Here is a 15,087-nt window from a genome sequence, read left to right on the forward strand (position 1 = left end):
CATTTCTACTCACGAAGCGAACCGCGAAGCGACGCGCGACGCGCGAGCGCGTCGGCGCCGACTACTCGGACTTCTGCATCTGCCACGGCTCCGGCTCGCGGTCGCCGTTCGGGCGCACGGGCCGGACGTCGCCGACGATCGGGATCGCACGCTTCCGCATGAACCACAGGTAGCGGACGAAGAAGTGCGACAGCGTCGACAGCCGGTTGCCGTTGCCGAGCAGCGACGCGATGTGCACGGCCACCCACGCCAGCCACGCGACGGGCCCGACGAGCGTGATGCCACCCCGCAGCTGCGCGACCGCGGCGTTCGTGCCGATGGTCGCCATCGTGCCCTTGTCGAAGTACTTGAAGTGCTCGGTGGGCTTGCCCTCGAGCAGACGCTTGATCTGCTTCGCGACGTGCCGTCCACCCTGCAGCGCCGGCTGGGCCAGCTGCGCGAGGGCCTCGGACTGCGCCGCGATGTCGCCGGCCGAGAAGATCCGCTCGGCGCCGTTGACGCGCAGGTCGTCGCCGACCTGGATGCGTCCGCCGCTGGTCTGCGGCAGGCCCCAGCCCGAGACCTCCTTGTGGGCGGCGACGCCGGTGGCCCAGATGACCTGCGAGGCGGGGATGAACTCGCCGTCGGCCGTCATCACGCCGTCGGTCTTGACCTCGGAGACGCCGGTGTTCAGCCGGAGGACGACGCCGCGCTTCCGCAGGACCTTGGCCGCGTACCGGCGCAGGCGCGGAGCGAACGGCTTGAGCAGTTCGCCACTGCGGTGCACGAGGGTGATCGTGATGGCACCCTTGTCCAGCTCGGGGTACGCCCCCTCGAGTGCCTGGTCGCGGAGCTCCGCGAGTGCGCCGGCCATCTCGACGCCGGTCGCGCCGCCGCCCACGATGACGATCTTGATCTCGTCGGGGCCCTGGTTCGCGGCAGCCTCTTCCAACCGGGTGAACAGCTCGTCGCGGATCCGCAGGGCCTGCGAGCGGGAGTACATCGAGTACGCGTACTCGTAGGCGCCCGGGGTGCCGAAGTAGCTCGTGTTCACGCCGTTCGCGAGCACCAGGTAGTCGTAGTGCAGGTGCTCCCCGTCGGACATCTCGGCGATGCGTTCGTCGGTCCGGATGCCGGTGAGCAAGCCGTGCCGGAACTCGGCGTTGTCCTGCTTGGCGCGCAGGCTGCGCAGGAAGTACGTCACGTCGCCGGCGTTCAGCCCGCCCGTCGCCACCTGGTACATGAGGGGCTGGAACATGTTGTAGACGTGCCGGTCGACGAGCGTCACCCGGACGGGAGCGTCCGCCAGCTCGCGCATGGCAGCGACACCGGCGAATCCACCGCCGACGATGACGACGTGCGGGCGGGTGTCCTGGGGCATGCTGATCCGGCTTTCTTCGGTTCGTGAGGTGGTCACCCACGAGGGTACGCGCGCTGTGGACCGCTCCCGTCCACTGCCGACCGGGAGGCCCGGGTCGGCTCCGTCAGGCGTCGAGCCGTGCGTAGGTGCTCACGACGTTCCCCTTGCTCGTCACGGTGCTGCCGACCAGCCGCAGGCGCGTGGCCGGGTCGGTCGGCTCGAAGAGCTTCCGGCCGGCGCCGGCGATCGCCGGGTGCACCATCAGCTGGAGCTCGTCCAGGAGCCCCGCGAACAGCAGGTGCCGGACGACGCTCACGCTGCCGCACACCGCGATGTCGGCGCCGTCGCGTTCCTTGAGCTCGCGGACGAAGGTGTCGAGGTCGCCCGGGATCCTGGTGGTGTTCTGCCACGTCAGGTCGTCGCCGAGCGTCGTGGAGGCCACGTACTTCTCGATCGGGTTGATCCACTGCCCGAAGCCGTCGTCGGGGTGCGCCGGCCACCACTCGGACCACTCGAGGTAGCTGTTCCTGCCGAGCAGGACGGTGTCGGTGCGGGCCATGAACGCGCCCATCCCGGCCCCGAGCTCGTCGTCGAAGCTGTCGTACTGGAACTCGTACGGGTCCTGCACCACGCCGTCGACCGACGTGAACAGCCCTGCGGTGACCTTGCGCATGGCCGGAGCGTACTGCGGATCAGCTGCCGGTGCCGCTGTCGCTGCTGCTGCCGTCCGTGCCGCTGCCGGATCCGTACCCGGGGAGCTGCCCGGTGCCGTTGCCCGGGAACTGGTTCGTGCCGCCGTTCGTGCCGGGCACCTGCGTCGTCGACTGGGACTGGTCCCCACCGATCGCATGCCCGATGGCGAAGCCGATGCCACCGCCGACGAGCAGCGCCGCCAGCCCGACGATCGCAGCCAGGACGGGCCAGAACCACGGCGGCTTCGGTGCGCTCTTCCGGCTCGTCGGGGCCGAGGCGCCGTACCACGGGGTGGCGCCGTTCGGGTCGCCCGCGTTCCAGGATCCGGCGTCGGGGCGGTAGGGCTGCTGGGCGTACTGGTTCGGTGCGGGTGCGTCGAGGGTCGCCGTGGAGGTCGGGGTCGGGGCCGAACCCCAGCCGGCCGGTGCCGCTGCCGAGGGAGTGCGGGCGGCGTTGCCCGGCTCGTGGCCGTTCGTGGGAGTGGTGTCGCTCATGGAAGGCAGTGCACACCGCGCCCCTATGTGCAGCCGATGACGAGCCTGACGCAGTGCTGCGAACCGCCGCGTACCCTCGGGGCGTGCGCGATGAGCTGGAGACGGACCCGACCACGTTCCGCACGGAGCCGGCGCGCACGGGCCGACCCGTGCCTCCCGGCATCCCGCTGGTGCGACGCGCGAGGTGGGCCGCACTCGACTGGTGGTACGCGATCTCGTGGCAGGTGCGGAGCCTCGGGCCCACCACCGCTGACGACTACCGGACCGGCGACGGCCAGCCCGTCGTGGTGATCCCCGGCGTCTACGAGACCTGGCACTTCATGCGGCCGCTCATGGACGCCCTGCACGACCGCGGGCACCCGGTGCACGTGCTGCCGGTGCTGCGGCACAACCTGCGTCCGGTGCCGGACTCGGCGCGCGACGTGTTCGCGTACCTCGAGGAGCACGACCTGCGGAACGTGCTCGTGCTCGCGCACAGCAAGGGCGGGCTCATCGGGAAGTACGCGATGACCCAGCTCGACGACCACGGCCGCATCGACCGCATGGTCGCCGTGTCGACGCCGTTCGCCGGGTCGGGCTACGCGCGACTGGCTCCGGTGCGGCACCTGCGGGTGTTCCGGGCGGCCGACCCCGTGCTGGCCGGACTGGCGCGGGAGCTCGACGCGAACGCCCGCATCACCTCGGTCTACGGGGTGTTCGACACGCTCATCCCCGAGGGCAGTGAACTGTCCGGGGCGACGAACGTGCGGCTGCCGGTGGGCGGGCACTTCCGGATCCTCGGTGACGCCCGCACGCGCGCCGCGGTGCTGGCAGCCGCCGCCCCGGCCTGAGCCGCGCCCGTCCCGTCTCGTCCCGTCCGTCCCGTCTCGTCTCGTCCCGTCTCGTCTCGTCCCCGAGGTTCCGAAATCTCGGCATGTCGGCGCTCGGATCGCCGCAGTTCGGAACCTCGGCGGAGATCATCCGGCATGTTGTGGAACCTCGGGGCGCGGCCAACCTGCCTCACGCCCCGGGCAGGAACAGGCAGAACGGGTGCCCGTCGGGGTCGAGCAGCACCCGGACGTCGTCCTGCGGTTGGAACGCGGCCTGTGTGGCACCGAGCTCCTCGGCGCGGGCGACGGCTGCCGGCAGGTCCTCCACCTGGAAGTCGAGGTGCAGCTGCATGCCGGGGGCATCGGCGGTGCCGGGCCAGGTCGGCGCGACGTACTCGGGCTCGTACTGCACGGACAGACCCGCGCCCTCGGCGGGGCGGATGCGGGCCCAGGTCGGGTCGTCCTCGTACACGGTCCACCCGGTCAGGGCGCCGTAGAACCGGGCGAGGGCGACCGGCTCCGGGGACTGCAGGACGGTCGCGGCGAGCGTCGGCATCGAGGCGTCTTCGCTGGTCATGCCGCGGAGCGTACGCCGATCAGCGATCGGCGATCGGCGATCGGCGATCGGCGATCAGCGATCAGCGATCAGCGATCAGCGATCAGCGACCACCGATCAGCGACCACCGATCAGCGGTCGGCGACGCTCGCGCGCTCGACGATGCGGTGCGGCACCACCACGGTCTCGGGTGGCAGGCTCCGGTCCTCGATCCGTCGGGTCAGCAGGTCGAGTGCTGCCGTCGCGAACGCCCGCCGGTCGAACGACACCGTGCTGAGCGCGGGGATCGCGTACGCCGCACCGTCGATGTCGTCGAACCCGATGACGCTGACGTCCTCGGGGACGCGGACGCCTCGGGCGGCCAGGACGTGCAGCACGCCGAAGGCGATCGAGTCCGTGAACGCGAACACGGCGTCGGGCAGGGGGTGCTCGTCGAGCCAAGCCGCGAACGCCGTCGCCGCCGAACTCGTCGTCCAGGACGGCAGCGGCACCCGCAGCGCCGCGTCCGGTTCGATCCCGGCGGTGGCGAGCGCGGCGAGGTACCCGCGCTCCCGTAGCTCGCTGGTGGCGGTGGGCTCGGACGCCCGGGCGGCACCGGCGACCGCGATCCGACGGTGCCCCCGGGACACCAGGTAGGCGGTGACCTGCTCGGCGGCGGCCCGGCTGTCGACGTGCACCTGGTCGACGTGCTCGGGTTCGACCTCGCCGATCACGACGGTCGGCGGCAGCCCCTCGGTCGAGGCCAGGACGCTCGCGCTGAGCGACACCGGGTTGAGCACGAGGCCGTCGACGAGGTGGGCGCGGGCTCGTGAGACGAGTTCGCGCTCGCGGGCCGGGTCGTTGCCGGTCTGGTCGAGCTGGACGACCCATCCGCGCTCGCGGGCGAGTTCGACGAACCACTGCGCGAGTTCGGCGGAGTAGGCGCTGCCCATCTCGGGCAGGGTCAGGGCGATCGCACCGGAGCGGCCGTTCCGCAGCCCGCGGGCGGACAGGTTCGGCACGTAGTCGAGTTCGGCGACGGCCCGCTCGACGCGCTCGCGGGTCTCCGGGCGCACCACCACGCCGCCGTTGATGACGTTGGAGACGGTCTTCGGCGACACCCCGGCGAGGGTGGCCACGTCCCGCACGGTTGCGCGCATCGGGACGAGCGTAGCGCGGCCGGTCTCCGGTGGAGTCGTCGTGCGGGGCTGCGGGTGTGCGCTCACTGGAGCGTTACAACGATGGAAACGTTTGGCAACGGATTGCCACGTTGTAACTCAGCACGCCAGGGTCGCTGCAGGAATCCAACGGAGGAGGCCACCGAGTGACGAAGCTCGACGTCCGCGCGATGACCACCGCGCACACCGCACCACCACCCGACCCCGGGCTCCGCCGACGGAGCACGTGGCAGCGGATCCGCCGCGACCGGGTGCTGCTGCTGATGGGCCTGCCGGGAGTCGCCCTGCTGCTCGGGTTCCACTACCTGCCGCTGCTCGGCAACCTCATCGCATTCCAGGAGTACCTGCCGTTCGTCCCGCTCGGCCGCAGCCCCTGGGTCGGGTTCGAGAACTTCTCGGTGGTGTTCGACGGCAACGGCGAGTTCCTCGGCGCGCTCCGGAACACCCTCGTGATCACCCTCGTGCAGGTCGTGTTCGTGTTCCCCGCGCCGATCATCCTGGCGCTCATGCTCAACTCGCTGCTGTCCGAGCGGATCAAGGGCGTCGTGCAGTCGATCCTGTACCTGCCGCACTTCCTGTCGTGGGTGATCGTCGTCGCGGTGTTCCAGCAGATCCTCGGCGGCTCCGGGCTCGTGGACAACGCGATCCGTGCCGCCGGCGGTGACGCGATCGACTTCCTCGGCAACCCCGACGGGTTCATCGCCCTGCTCACCAGCCAGGTGATCTGGAAGGACACCGGCTGGGCGACGATCCTGTTCCTCGCCGTCCTCAGCTCGATCGACGCCAGCCTGTACGAGGCGGCGAAGATGGACGGCGCCTCGCGCTGGCGCCAGCTGTGGCACGTCACCCTGCCCGGCATGCGCGGCATCATCATCCTGCTGCTCATCCTGCGGCTCGGCGACTCGCTCACCGTCGGCTTCGAGCAGATCATCCTGCAGCAGCAGGCCGTCGGTCGTGCCGCCAGCGAGGTCCTCGACACCTACGTCTACAACAACGGCGTGCTCGGTGGGCAGTGGGGAGTCGCCGCGGCCGTCGGACTCGTCAAGGGCGTCGTGGGCGTGCTGCTCGTGCTCGGCGCCAACAAGCTCGCGCACGTCTTCGGTGAAGCGGGCGTCTACCAGAAGGAGTCGCGATGACCGCCACGCACACCGTGACCGTCCCACGGGCGAAGAAGCGCAAGCGCGGTGGCCCGGACGCGGCTCCGCTGCCCGGACGGCTGCTCACCGGAGCGGTCCTGCTCGTGATCTGCCTCGTGGTGATCCTGCCGTTCGTCGGCATCGTGTCGACGAGCCTCGCACCCACCAGCCAGGTGAACGACGCCGGCGGGTTCGTGATGTGGCCGAAGGGCTTCGACCTCAGCGCCTACGAGAGCATCTTCGCCGGCGGTGTCGTCACCCGGGCCCTGGTCGTGAGCATCGGCATCACCACCGTCGGCACGCTCATCAGCCTGTTCGTGAGCGCGATGCTCGCCTACGCCCTCAGCCGTCCGGGCTCCTACGGGTCGGGCGCCGTGCTCGGCCTCGTGCTCGTCAGCCTGCTGTTCGCGCCCGGCCTCATCCCGAACTACCTCGTCGTCAAGCAGTTCGGGCTGCTCGACTCGTACTGGGCGCTCATCCTGCCCACCGCCCTGAGCGCCTTCAACGTCATCGTGATGCGGTCGTTCTTCATGGCGATCCCGCAGGAGCTCCTCGAGTCGGCACGCATCGACGGTGCCGGGGACTTCGCGGTGTTCTGGCGGATCGTGCTGCCGCTGTCGAAGGCCGTCCTCGCCGTCATCGGCCTGTTCTACGCCGTCGGGTACTGGAACGCGTTCTTCAACGCGCTGCTCTACATCAACGACACCGCGAAGTGGCCCCTGCAGCTGGTGCTCCGCACCTACGTGATCAACAACGCGCAGCTCGGTGGCGCCGACCTCGGGGCGTCCGCCGATGCCCTCCCACCCCAGGCCTCGATCCAGATGGCGATCCTCGTCGTCTCGATCGTGCCGATCCTCATCGTCTACCCGTTCCTGCAGCGGCACTTCGCCAAGGGTGTCCTGACCGGTGCGGTGAAGGGCTGACCAGCGTGACGAACAACGGAATCACCCGCCGCGCGCTCATCGCGGGCGGTCTCGGGGTCGCAGCCACGGGCCTCCTGGCCAGCTGCTCCACCGTGACCCGCTCGACCGACGTCAAGGCGATCAACCAGGCGGTCACGCTGCCGGACTACGTGCCGTGGGCCGGCGGGCCGGAGCCGGCGTTCCCGAAGACGAGCGCCCTCATGCCGAGCGCCTTCCGGAAGATCCCGGCGTCGCTCGTGCCCACCGACGGCAAGCCCGGCGACGGCTCGACCGTGCACGGCAGCGTGCCGACGAACTCGCCCGTGCCGCCCTCGAAGGGCAGCAACCCGTACTGGCAGGGGCTCGACCAGCGGATGGGGATCGACCTCGACCTCACCATCACGCCGAACGCCGACTTCGGCAACAAGTTCGCCACGCAGGTCGCGGGCGACACCCTCGGCGACGTGTTCACGGTGTTCGGGTCGTTCCCGTACCTGCCGCAGTTCCTCGAGGCCAAGGCCGCCGACCTCAGTCCGCACCTGTCCGGCAGTGGCGTCCGCGACTACCCCTACCTCGCCAACCTGCCGACCGCGTCGTGGCGCGGCACCGTCTTCTCCGGCGGCATCTACGGCGTCCCCGTCCCGCGCGGACCGTTGACGTCGCAGGCCCTGTACCGTCGGCAGGACCGGTTCGAAGCCCTCGGCGTCGACCCCGCGTTCTCGAGCGTCGACGAGTTCGTGCAGGTCTGCCGCGACGTCTCGGACCCGCACAGCAACCGGTGGGCGCTCGCCTCGGTGCCGACGAACATCCTCGGTCCGATGCTCGGGCTGCCGAACCAGTGGCAGGTCGAGGGTGGCCGGTTCACCCACATGTACGAGCTGGACGAGTACCAGGACCTGCTCGAGGTGTCGCGGAAGCTCATCGCCGAGGACCTCGTCCACCCGGACAGCATCACCGCCTACAACGGCAAGGTCTGGTTCGTGCAGGGCTCCGCCCTCATGCTCTCCGACACGTACAGCGCCATCCCCGGACTGCTGCAGCAGGCCACCCCGGGCAGCGGTTTCGAGCTGACGATCGCCCCCTTCGTCGGACCGTCCGGAGCGGAGTCGAAGCCGTGGCTCGGCGACCCGAACAACGCGATCGCGGCCGTCGCCGCCGGCGGTGAGGACCGCGTGAAGATGCTCCTCGAGGTCCTGAACTGGTGCGCGTCGCCCTTCGGCACCGAGGCCTGGATGTACCGCAAGTTCGGCATCGAGGGCCGCGACTTCGAGTACCGCGACGGAGCGCCGGTCCTCACGAAGACGGGCAACAGCGAGACCGCGCTCGGCGAGTTCCCGTTGCAGTACTTCACCGAGTGCCCGCTGCCGCTGTACTACTCGGGCAACCCGACGATGACGGACACCGTCTACGAGTCGCTGTCGTCGTGGGTCGACCGCGGGCTGCCGAACCCCGCCTACGGCCTGTACTCGCCGACGAACTCGACGACCGGGCCGGCCCTCGGCACCTTCGCGACGAACGCGATCAACGACGTGCTGCTCGGGCGGGCGAAGGTGTCGTCGTGGAAGGGGACCGTGCGGGAGTGGCGTCGCCGGGGCGGTGACGCGATCCGCCGCGAGAACCAGCAGGCGTTGGCAGCGCGGTCGTCCTGACGCGATCGTCGTCGCGTGGTGTGGCGCCCAGGCGCCGCGCCGTTTCGCGGCGTCTCGCGCGCACGACGGCGTCGTGCGCGGCCCTGGACTCGGGGCGAGCGAAGGGGAGGCCCGTGGCGGGGTCCGCCACGGGCCTCCCGTCCGTCAGCGTGGCGCGCTCACACCAGCCACGACGGATCGGCGAACAGGTCCTCGAGTTCCTGGACCAACCGCGAGGTGTGGAAACCGTCGGCCGCCGCGTGGTTGATCTGCAGGGCCAGCGGCATCACCGTGCGGTCACCCTCCGTCCGGTACCGGCCGAGCGTGATGATCGGCAACAGGTGGTCGTACCCGTCGCGGACGTGCAGCGCGAACCCCGTGAACGACGTGCGGGGGAAGGTGGAGACGTCGAACACGTTCCGGGGCCGGTCGTCCTGCGGGAACATCCGGACGTCGTCCCGGTACCGCTCCATCGTGTCGACCGCGGCCGCGTGGAACCGGCCGGGGTCCTCGTCGTAGGGCACGACCAACGCCGAGAAGGTCTCCGTGTCCGGGTGGAACACCGTGAACATCGGGTGCACGACGTCCCAGACGCCGGGGGAGCCGTCGTCGAGCAGCTGCATCCGGAACTCGGCGTGGCGGTTGACCACGGTCGCGATCGCCCAGATCTGGGACGCGTAGGTCTTCGCCGCGCTCGTGCGGACCGCCGCGACGAACGCCGTGACGTCGACGTCGACGGTCACCTCGTAGGAGCACTGCACACGCTGCCGGTAGTGCTCGAAGTGCTCGCGGCGGGGCCAGGTGTCCAGGTCGATCGGTCGGAGCTCCGTCATGGCACCAGTCTGGTCGCGAGTGCGGCGTCGAGTGCTGCCCGCTCGCCGTCGATCGTCAACGCGACCTCGACGAGCGCCCGTCGCTTCCACAGGAGGAGCAGCACGTCCTCCGCCCGACCAGTGACGATGACGGCGGCGTCGCCACCGTCCGTGCCGTCGAGCGAGGCCTCGCCGGGTGCGTCGGAGAACGCGAACGCGACGGTCCGCGCCAGCGCCGCGATGCGGCCGAGCCGCACCTGACGCGGGTACAGGTCACCGACGACCTCACGAACGCCGTCGGTCGCCAGCTCGACCGGGAGGCCCGGCTCGACTCCCAGCGCCCGCTGCGCGTCCCACAGGTGGATCGCGGTCTCGTGCGCCTGGCGACGTGCCCAGGTCGCGGCCGTGTCCGGCGGGTAGATCGCCGAGCACGGAGTGTCCGAGGAGCGTGCCCGGAGCGCCGCGACGAGTTCGTCGGCTCCCGTGCGGAAGCGGTCCGCGAGGTCGTCGTGCGCGAGCGGTGCGGGCTCCGAACCGGTCAGCTGCCCGAGCGCCCACCGGTGCACGTCGGTCAGATGGACCCCGAGGTCCTCGACGGACCAACCAGGGCACGACGGCACCGGTGCCGCGCGGTCGCCGGACCGCAGGACGTCGTCGAACCGTTGCGCTGCTCCGGCGAGGGCGGTGAGGTGGGTGTCGTACGTCGACATGGAGCCAGCATGGTCACGAGGTGCTCCCTAGGGTGGAGCCATGCCGACGCTCGAACGGGTTCCTGCCCTGACCGCCCCGGAACTGCTGGCCGCACCGGTCGCCGCGGCGCTCGCCGTGTTGCCCGCCGATGTCGCCGCACGGATCGAGGCAGCTCCGATCGACCCTGACCTGGCCGACACCGCCGCGTTCTCGGATGCGTACGGCTTCCCGCTCGACGGCGGGGCGAACTGCATCGTCGTCGCGGGCAAGCGCGGCGAGGACGTCCGGTTCGCCGCGTGCGTCGTGCTCGCCCACACCCGCCTCGACGTGAACCGTGTCGTCCGGAAGCTGCTCGACGTGCGGAAGGCGAGCTTCGCGCCGATGGACCAGGCCGTGGAGCTGACGGGCATGGAGTACGGCGGGATCACCCCGATCGGGCTGCCCTCCTCGTGGCCGGTGTACGTCGATTCCCGCGTGCTCGATGCACCGGACGCGGTGATCGGAGCCGGACGACGCGGCGCGAAGGTGTTCCTGCCCGGATCCGTCCTCGGAGGGCTGCCGGGTGTGCAGGTGGTCGAGGGCCTGGCGACCGAAGGGCTCGCGACCGAAGCCTGATCAATCGTTCGGGCGGATGAGGCAGAACGGGTGGCCCGCCGGGTCGAGGTACACGCGGAACGTGTTCGTCGCCGAGCCCGTCGCGGTCGCACCGATCGCCAGGACCGCTGCCTCGCCGTCGTCGAGGTCCTCGACCTTCACGTCGAGGTGGCTCTGCTGCGGGACGAGCTGGCCGGGCCACTCCGGTGCGCGGTAGTCCTCGACCTGCTGGAACGCCAGGAGCGGCCGCTGGTCGGTGAAGGGGAGCGCGACCTCGGCCCAGTCCTCGTCGAAGCCGACGATCTCGCCGCCGAGCAGCTCCGCGTAGAAGCGCGCCAGGCCGCGAGGGTCTGCGCAGTCCAGGACGACCATGTCGAGTGTGCCGATCATGGCCGTCACGGTAGACCGATCAGCGCGCCGCGGTCAGGGCCTTCGTGATCCGCTGCAACGACACCGTCTCGGCGGTGCCGAGTTCCTGCGCGAACAGGCTGAGGCGGAACTCCTCGAGCATCCACCGCGCGTGCACGAGCTCGGGGTGCGAACCGACTGCCGGAGGGAAGGCCCCGCCGGCGTCGACGTAGCGGTCGGTGGCGACGGAGACCTCGCGCATCCAGGTGGCATCGCGCCCGGGGTTCTGCAGCAGCTTCTGCACGCGCGCCTCGATGCCCTGCAGGTAGACCCGGATGCGCCGGAGCCGGTCGGTCCCGGCGACGGAGACGAACCCCGGGGAGACGAGACGCTCCATCTGCTGGCGCATGTCCGTCAGCGCACCGAGCAGGGACATCGAGTTCGCCTGCTTGAGTGCTCGTTCGGCGGACCGTTGGGCGAGGAGCACGGCAGCGAGCTCGGACACCGCCGTGAACATCGTGTCGACGACCGTCGCCGACACGGCGTCACGAACCGCTTCGAACGCGGCCTTCGTGAACACGAGCCCGTCCGGGTGAGCGCGACGGATCACCGCGTCGACGACGGCCGCGAGCACGTCGTCGAAGAGTGCGTTCGTGGAGGCGTACGGGCTCGCGGCGAGTGCGAGCTTCTCCTGCGCGGTCAGGTGCGACTGGATGTACGACACCGGCGACGGCACCGCGAGCATCACCAGGCGACGGACCCCGGCGGGCATGCGGACCTGCCGGTCGGACGGCGTCGCGAGCAACTGCACGCCGACGGTCGCCTTCGGGCCGGAGCCCTCTTCCACCAGGGACGGGTATGCGCGGATGACGCCACCGGCCTGCTTGGTGTCGAGGGTCTGCGGCAGGTCCTGGGCCGGCCACGTGGTGAGGCCGGACTGTTCCACCCCGGCACCGCCACCGGCGGCGGCGACGCGAGCCGCGCCTCCCGGTCGTCCCGCAGCCCGCACCGTGGCGGAGGCGACACTCTGCTGCGTGCGGTCCTTGAGCTTCGTCTGCAGGACCGACAGGTCCTTGCCGGCCTCGACCCGCCGACCACGTTCGTCGACGACCGCCCAGGTCGGCAGCAGGTGCGACGGCACGCGGGCCAGGTCGAAGTCGGACTCCGACACCGGGACGTAGGTCATACGCTGGATCGCCTTGGCCAGGGTCGCGCGGAACGACTCGGTCGGCTCGGTCGGGGCGTCGTCCGGCAGCTCGGCGACGATCTTCTCGGCCCAGTCGGCGGCGGGTACGACGTTCTTGCGGATCTGCTTCGGCAGCGACTTGATGAGAGCGGTCACGAGCTCCTTGCGGAGGCCGCGGACCTGCCAGTCGAAGCCCTCTTCGCGCATGCGGGGGAGCAGCGCGAGCGGCACCTGCACGCTGACGCCGTCGTCCTGCGCGCCCGGCTCGAAGCGGTACTGGATCGCGAGTCGCTGGTCGCCGCTCCGCCACTGGGTCGGGTACTCGACGTCGTCCTCCGCCGCCTCGGCAGCGGATTCGTCCAGGAGGTCCGCCCGGCGCATCGTGAGCAGGTCCGGCTGGTCGCGGCGCGTCGTCCGCCACCACCCCTCGAAGTCGCGGGTCGTCGCGATGTCGGCGGGGATGCGGGCGTCGTAGAACTCGTAGACGTTCTCGTCGTCGAGCAGGATGTCGCGCCGGCGCGTGCGCTCCTCGAGCTGCTCGAGTTCCTTGCGGAGCTTCCGGTTGGCACGGTCGAACGCCTGCTGCGACTCCCACTCGCCTTCGACCAGGGCGTGGCGGATGAAGAGCTCGCGCGAGTGCTCCGGGTCGATCCGGGCGTACTGCACGCGGCGCCGCTGCACGATCGGGACGCCGAACAGGGTCACCCGCTCGTAGGCGACGACCGCGCCCTGCTTCTTCTCCCAGTGCGGTTCGCCGTAGGTGCGCTTCAGCAGGTCACCGGCGAGGGGCTCGACCCAGGCGGGGTCGATCCGGCCGACGGTCCGTGCGAACAGTCGACTGGTCTCGACGAGTTCGGCCGCCATCACCGCGTCGGGCTGCTTCTTCGCGAGCACACTGCCCGGGAACACCACGAACCGGGTGTTCCGCGAGCCGAGGTAGTCGCGCTTCTCGCGGTCGCGCAGCCCGATCTGGCTGAGCAGACCGGCGAGCAGGGACCGGTGCACCGCGTCGCCGTCCTCGGAGCGGGACTGCCCCACGCGGACGTCGACCTGCTTCGCGGCGCGGGAGAGCTGGCGGTAGAGGTCCTGCCACTCGCGGATGCGCAGGTAGTTGAGGAACTCGGCCTTGCAGAGCCGGCGGAACGCGCTCGACGACAGCTCGTCCTGCTTGTCCTCGATGTAGTTCCACAGCGCGAGCAGGGTGAGGAAGTCGCTCGTCGGGTCGGCGAAGCGGGCGTGCATCTGGTCGGCGTGGGCGCGCTTCTCGAGCGGGCGTTCGCGGGGGTCCTGGATGCTCAGGGCACTGACGACGGCGACGACCTCGCGACCGACGCCCTGGCGCCCGGCCTCGAGCACCATCCGGCCGAGCCGCGGGTCGATCGGCAGCCGGGTGAGCTGTCGTCCGGACTTGGTGATCCGGCCGTCCTTGTCGACGGCACGGAGTTCGCGCAGCAGGTCCAGGCCGTCCTTCACGCCGCGGGAGTCCGGTGGCTGCAGGAACGGGAACGACTCGATGTCGCCGAACCCGAGCGAGATCATCTGCAGGATCACCGCGGCGAGGTTCGTCCGCAGGATCTCGGGGTCGGTGAACTCGTCGCGACGCTCGAAGTCGTCTTCGGAGTAGAGCCGGATCGCGATGCCGGCGCTCGTGCGGCCCGCTCGACCCGAACGCTGGTTGGCGCTGGCCTGCGAGATCGCCTCGATCGGCAGCCGCTGCACCTTGGCGCGCGGGGAGTACCGCGAGATGCGCGCGGTGCCGGTGTCGATGACGTACTTGATGCCGGGCACCGTCAGCGAGGTCTCGGCGACGTTGGTGGCGAGCACCACGCGTCGGCGGATCCCCGGCGTGGTGCGTCGGTCGAAGACGCGGTGCTGGTCGGCGGCGGAGAGCCGGCCGTACAGGGGCAGGACCTCGGTGCCCTGGTAGCGCTTGCCCTCGATCGCGTCCTGCGCGTCGCGGATCTCGTTCTCGCCGGACAGGAACACGAGCACGTCGCCGGGTTCTTCCCGCGCGAGTTCGTCCAACGCGTCGGTGATCCCCTGCAGGGTGTCGCGGTCGTCGGCGCCGTTCGCCCCGCCGCGGTCGGCCGTGCGCGAATCGGTCTCGTCGTCCTCATCGGTGTCGTCGGCGTCCTCGGACACGAGCGGGCGGTACCGGATCTCGACGGGGTAGGTCCGCCCGGAGACCTCGATGATCGGGGCGTCGCCGAAGTGCTTCGAGAAGGACTCGGGGTCGATCGTCGCGCTCGTGATGATCAGCTTGAGGTCGGGTCGCCGGACCAGGAGCCGCTTGAGGTAGCCGAGCAGGAAGTCGATCGTGAGCGACCGCTCGTGCGCCTCGTCGATGATGATCGTGTCGTACCGCTTCAGGTCGCGGTCGAAGTGGATCTCGTTCAGCAGGATGCCGTCGGTCATCAGCTTGATGCGGGTGTTCGACGACACCTTGTCGGTGAACCGGACCTGGTAGCCGACGAGGTCGCCGAGCTCGCTGCCGAGCTCTTCTGACACGCGCTCGGCGATGGTGCGAGCGGCGATCCGGCGGGGCTGGGTGTGTCCGATGTGCTCACGCCCGAGCTCGAGGCAGATCTTCGGCAGCTGGGTGGTCTTGCCCGATCCGGTGGCCCCCGCCACGATGACGACCTGGTTGTCACGGATGGCGGCCGCGATGTCGTCCCGCCGCTGCGAGACCGGCAGTTCGGGCGGGTACGTGATGACTGGCGGCGTGGGAGACATGAGCATTCCA

General features: G+C 70.5%; 14 protein-coding genes. 5 read left to right on the plus strand and 9 right to left on the minus strand.

Annotated features, from left to right (window positions below; translation table 11 throughout):
• Window positions 1-61: 61 nt before the first annotated feature.
• From EDF33_RS08950 to EDF33_RS08960, 3 genes are all read right to left on the minus strand, one after another.
• Complete coding sequence (locus EDF33_RS08950) at window positions 62-1,360, minus strand: NAD(P)/FAD-dependent oxidoreductase (RefSeq protein ID WP_111084726.1); 1,299 nt, start codon at window positions 1,358-1,360, stop codon at window positions 62-64.
• A 103-nt stretch (window positions 1,361-1,463) separates the two neighbouring features.
• Complete coding sequence (locus EDF33_RS08955) at window positions 1,464-2,012, minus strand: dihydrofolate reductase family protein (protein ID WP_132099845.1); 549 nt, start codon at window positions 2,010-2,012, stop codon at window positions 1,464-1,466.
• 19 nt (window positions 2,013-2,031) lie between these two features.
• Window positions 2,032-2,526, minus strand: coding sequence for a hypothetical protein (locus EDF33_RS08960; protein WP_131921451.1), 495 nt, complete (start codon window positions 2,524-2,526; stop codon window positions 2,032-2,034).
• 83 nt (window positions 2,527-2,609) lie between these two features.
• Here EDF33_RS08960 and EDF33_RS08965 point away from each other — a divergent pair, with 83 nt between their 5' ends.
• Window positions 2,610-3,356: an alpha/beta hydrolase gene (locus EDF33_RS08965; RefSeq protein ID WP_347812765.1), complete on the plus strand. Its 747-nt coding sequence runs from the start codon at window positions 2,610-2,612 to the stop codon at window positions 3,354-3,356.
• A 169-nt stretch (window positions 3,357-3,525) separates the two neighbouring features.
• On the opposite strand, the gene EDF33_RS08970 is transcribed toward EDF33_RS08965, so the two are convergent.
• Window positions 3,526-3,912 carry a VOC family protein gene (locus EDF33_RS08970; protein ID WP_165918765.1) on the minus strand — a complete coding sequence of 129 codons (387 nt, stop codon included), beginning with the start codon at window positions 3,910-3,912 and terminating at the stop codon, window positions 3,526-3,528.
• A 110-nt stretch (window positions 3,913-4,022) separates the two neighbouring features.
• Window positions 4,023-5,030 (minus strand): LacI family DNA-binding transcriptional regulator, encoded by a 1,008-nt coding sequence (locus EDF33_RS08975; RefSeq protein WP_132099846.1) that lies wholly within the window; start codon window positions 5,028-5,030, stop codon window positions 4,023-4,025.
• Between the two features lie 164 nt (window positions 5,031-5,194).
• Between EDF33_RS08975 and EDF33_RS08980 the strand changes: the two genes are divergently transcribed.
• Genes EDF33_RS08980 through EDF33_RS08990 form a run of 3 tightly spaced genes read left to right on the plus strand, consistent with a single transcriptional unit; the run spans window position 5,195 to window position 8,735 of the window.
• Window positions 5,195-6,184, plus strand: a complete 990-nt coding sequence (locus EDF33_RS08980) for an ABC transporter permease subunit (protein ID WP_243692416.1) — start codon at window positions 5,195-5,197, stop codon at window positions 6,182-6,184.
• Entirely contained in the window at window positions 6,181-7,107 is a 927-nt protein-coding gene (locus tag EDF33_RS08985; RefSeq protein WP_123291805.1) for a carbohydrate ABC transporter permease, read from the plus strand. The genes EDF33_RS08980 and EDF33_RS08985 overlap by 4 nt, the downstream gene beginning before the upstream one ends.
• A gap of 5 nt (window positions 7,108-7,112) precedes the next feature.
• The gene (locus tag EDF33_RS08990; RefSeq protein WP_132099847.1) at window positions 7,113-8,735 is read left to right on the plus strand and encodes a hypothetical protein; all 1,623 of its coding nucleotides are present in this window, start codon (window positions 7,113-7,115) and stop codon (window positions 8,733-8,735) included.
• Window positions 8,736-8,893: 158 nt separating this feature from the next.
• Here the strand turns inward: EDF33_RS08990 and EDF33_RS08995 are convergent, their stop codons facing one another.
• Both EDF33_RS08995 and EDF33_RS09000 read right to left on the minus strand, forming a co-directional pair.
• Entirely contained in the window at window positions 8,894-9,547 is a 654-nt protein-coding gene (locus tag EDF33_RS08995) for a CatA-like O-acetyltransferase (protein ID WP_132099848.1), read from the minus strand.
• On the minus strand, window positions 9,544-10,236 hold the full coding sequence (locus tag EDF33_RS09000; protein ID WP_132099849.1) for a maleylpyruvate isomerase family mycothiol-dependent enzyme: 693 nt from the start codon (window positions 10,234-10,236) through the stop codon (window positions 9,544-9,546). The genes EDF33_RS08995 and EDF33_RS09000 overlap by 4 nt, the downstream gene beginning before the upstream one ends.
• Window positions 10,237-10,276: 40 nt before the next feature.
• Between EDF33_RS09000 and EDF33_RS09005 the strand changes: the two genes are divergently transcribed.
• Window positions 10,277-10,831, plus strand: coding sequence for a YbaK/EbsC family protein (locus EDF33_RS09005; RefSeq protein ID WP_132099850.1), 555 nt, complete (start codon window positions 10,277-10,279; stop codon window positions 10,829-10,831).
• Here the strand turns inward: EDF33_RS09005 and EDF33_RS09010 are convergent, their stop codons facing one another.
• Window positions 10,832-11,200, minus strand: coding sequence for a VOC family protein (locus EDF33_RS09010; protein WP_132099851.1), 369 nt, complete (start codon window positions 11,198-11,200; stop codon window positions 10,832-10,834). It abuts the gene before it with no gap.
• A 19-nt stretch (window positions 11,201-11,219) separates the two neighbouring features.
• The gene (gene hrpA, locus EDF33_RS09015) at window positions 11,220-15,077 is read right to left on the minus strand and encodes an ATP-dependent RNA helicase HrpA (protein WP_132099852.1); all 3,858 of its coding nucleotides are present in this window, start codon (window positions 15,075-15,077) and stop codon (window positions 11,220-11,222) included.
• Between the last annotated feature and the right edge of the window lie 10 nt (window positions 15,078-15,087).

Origin of the sequence: Curtobacterium sp. PhB146, assembly GCF_004342995.1 — a bacterium.
Taxonomy (GTDB): Bacteria; Actinomycetota; Actinomycetes; order Actinomycetales; family Microbacteriaceae; genus Curtobacterium.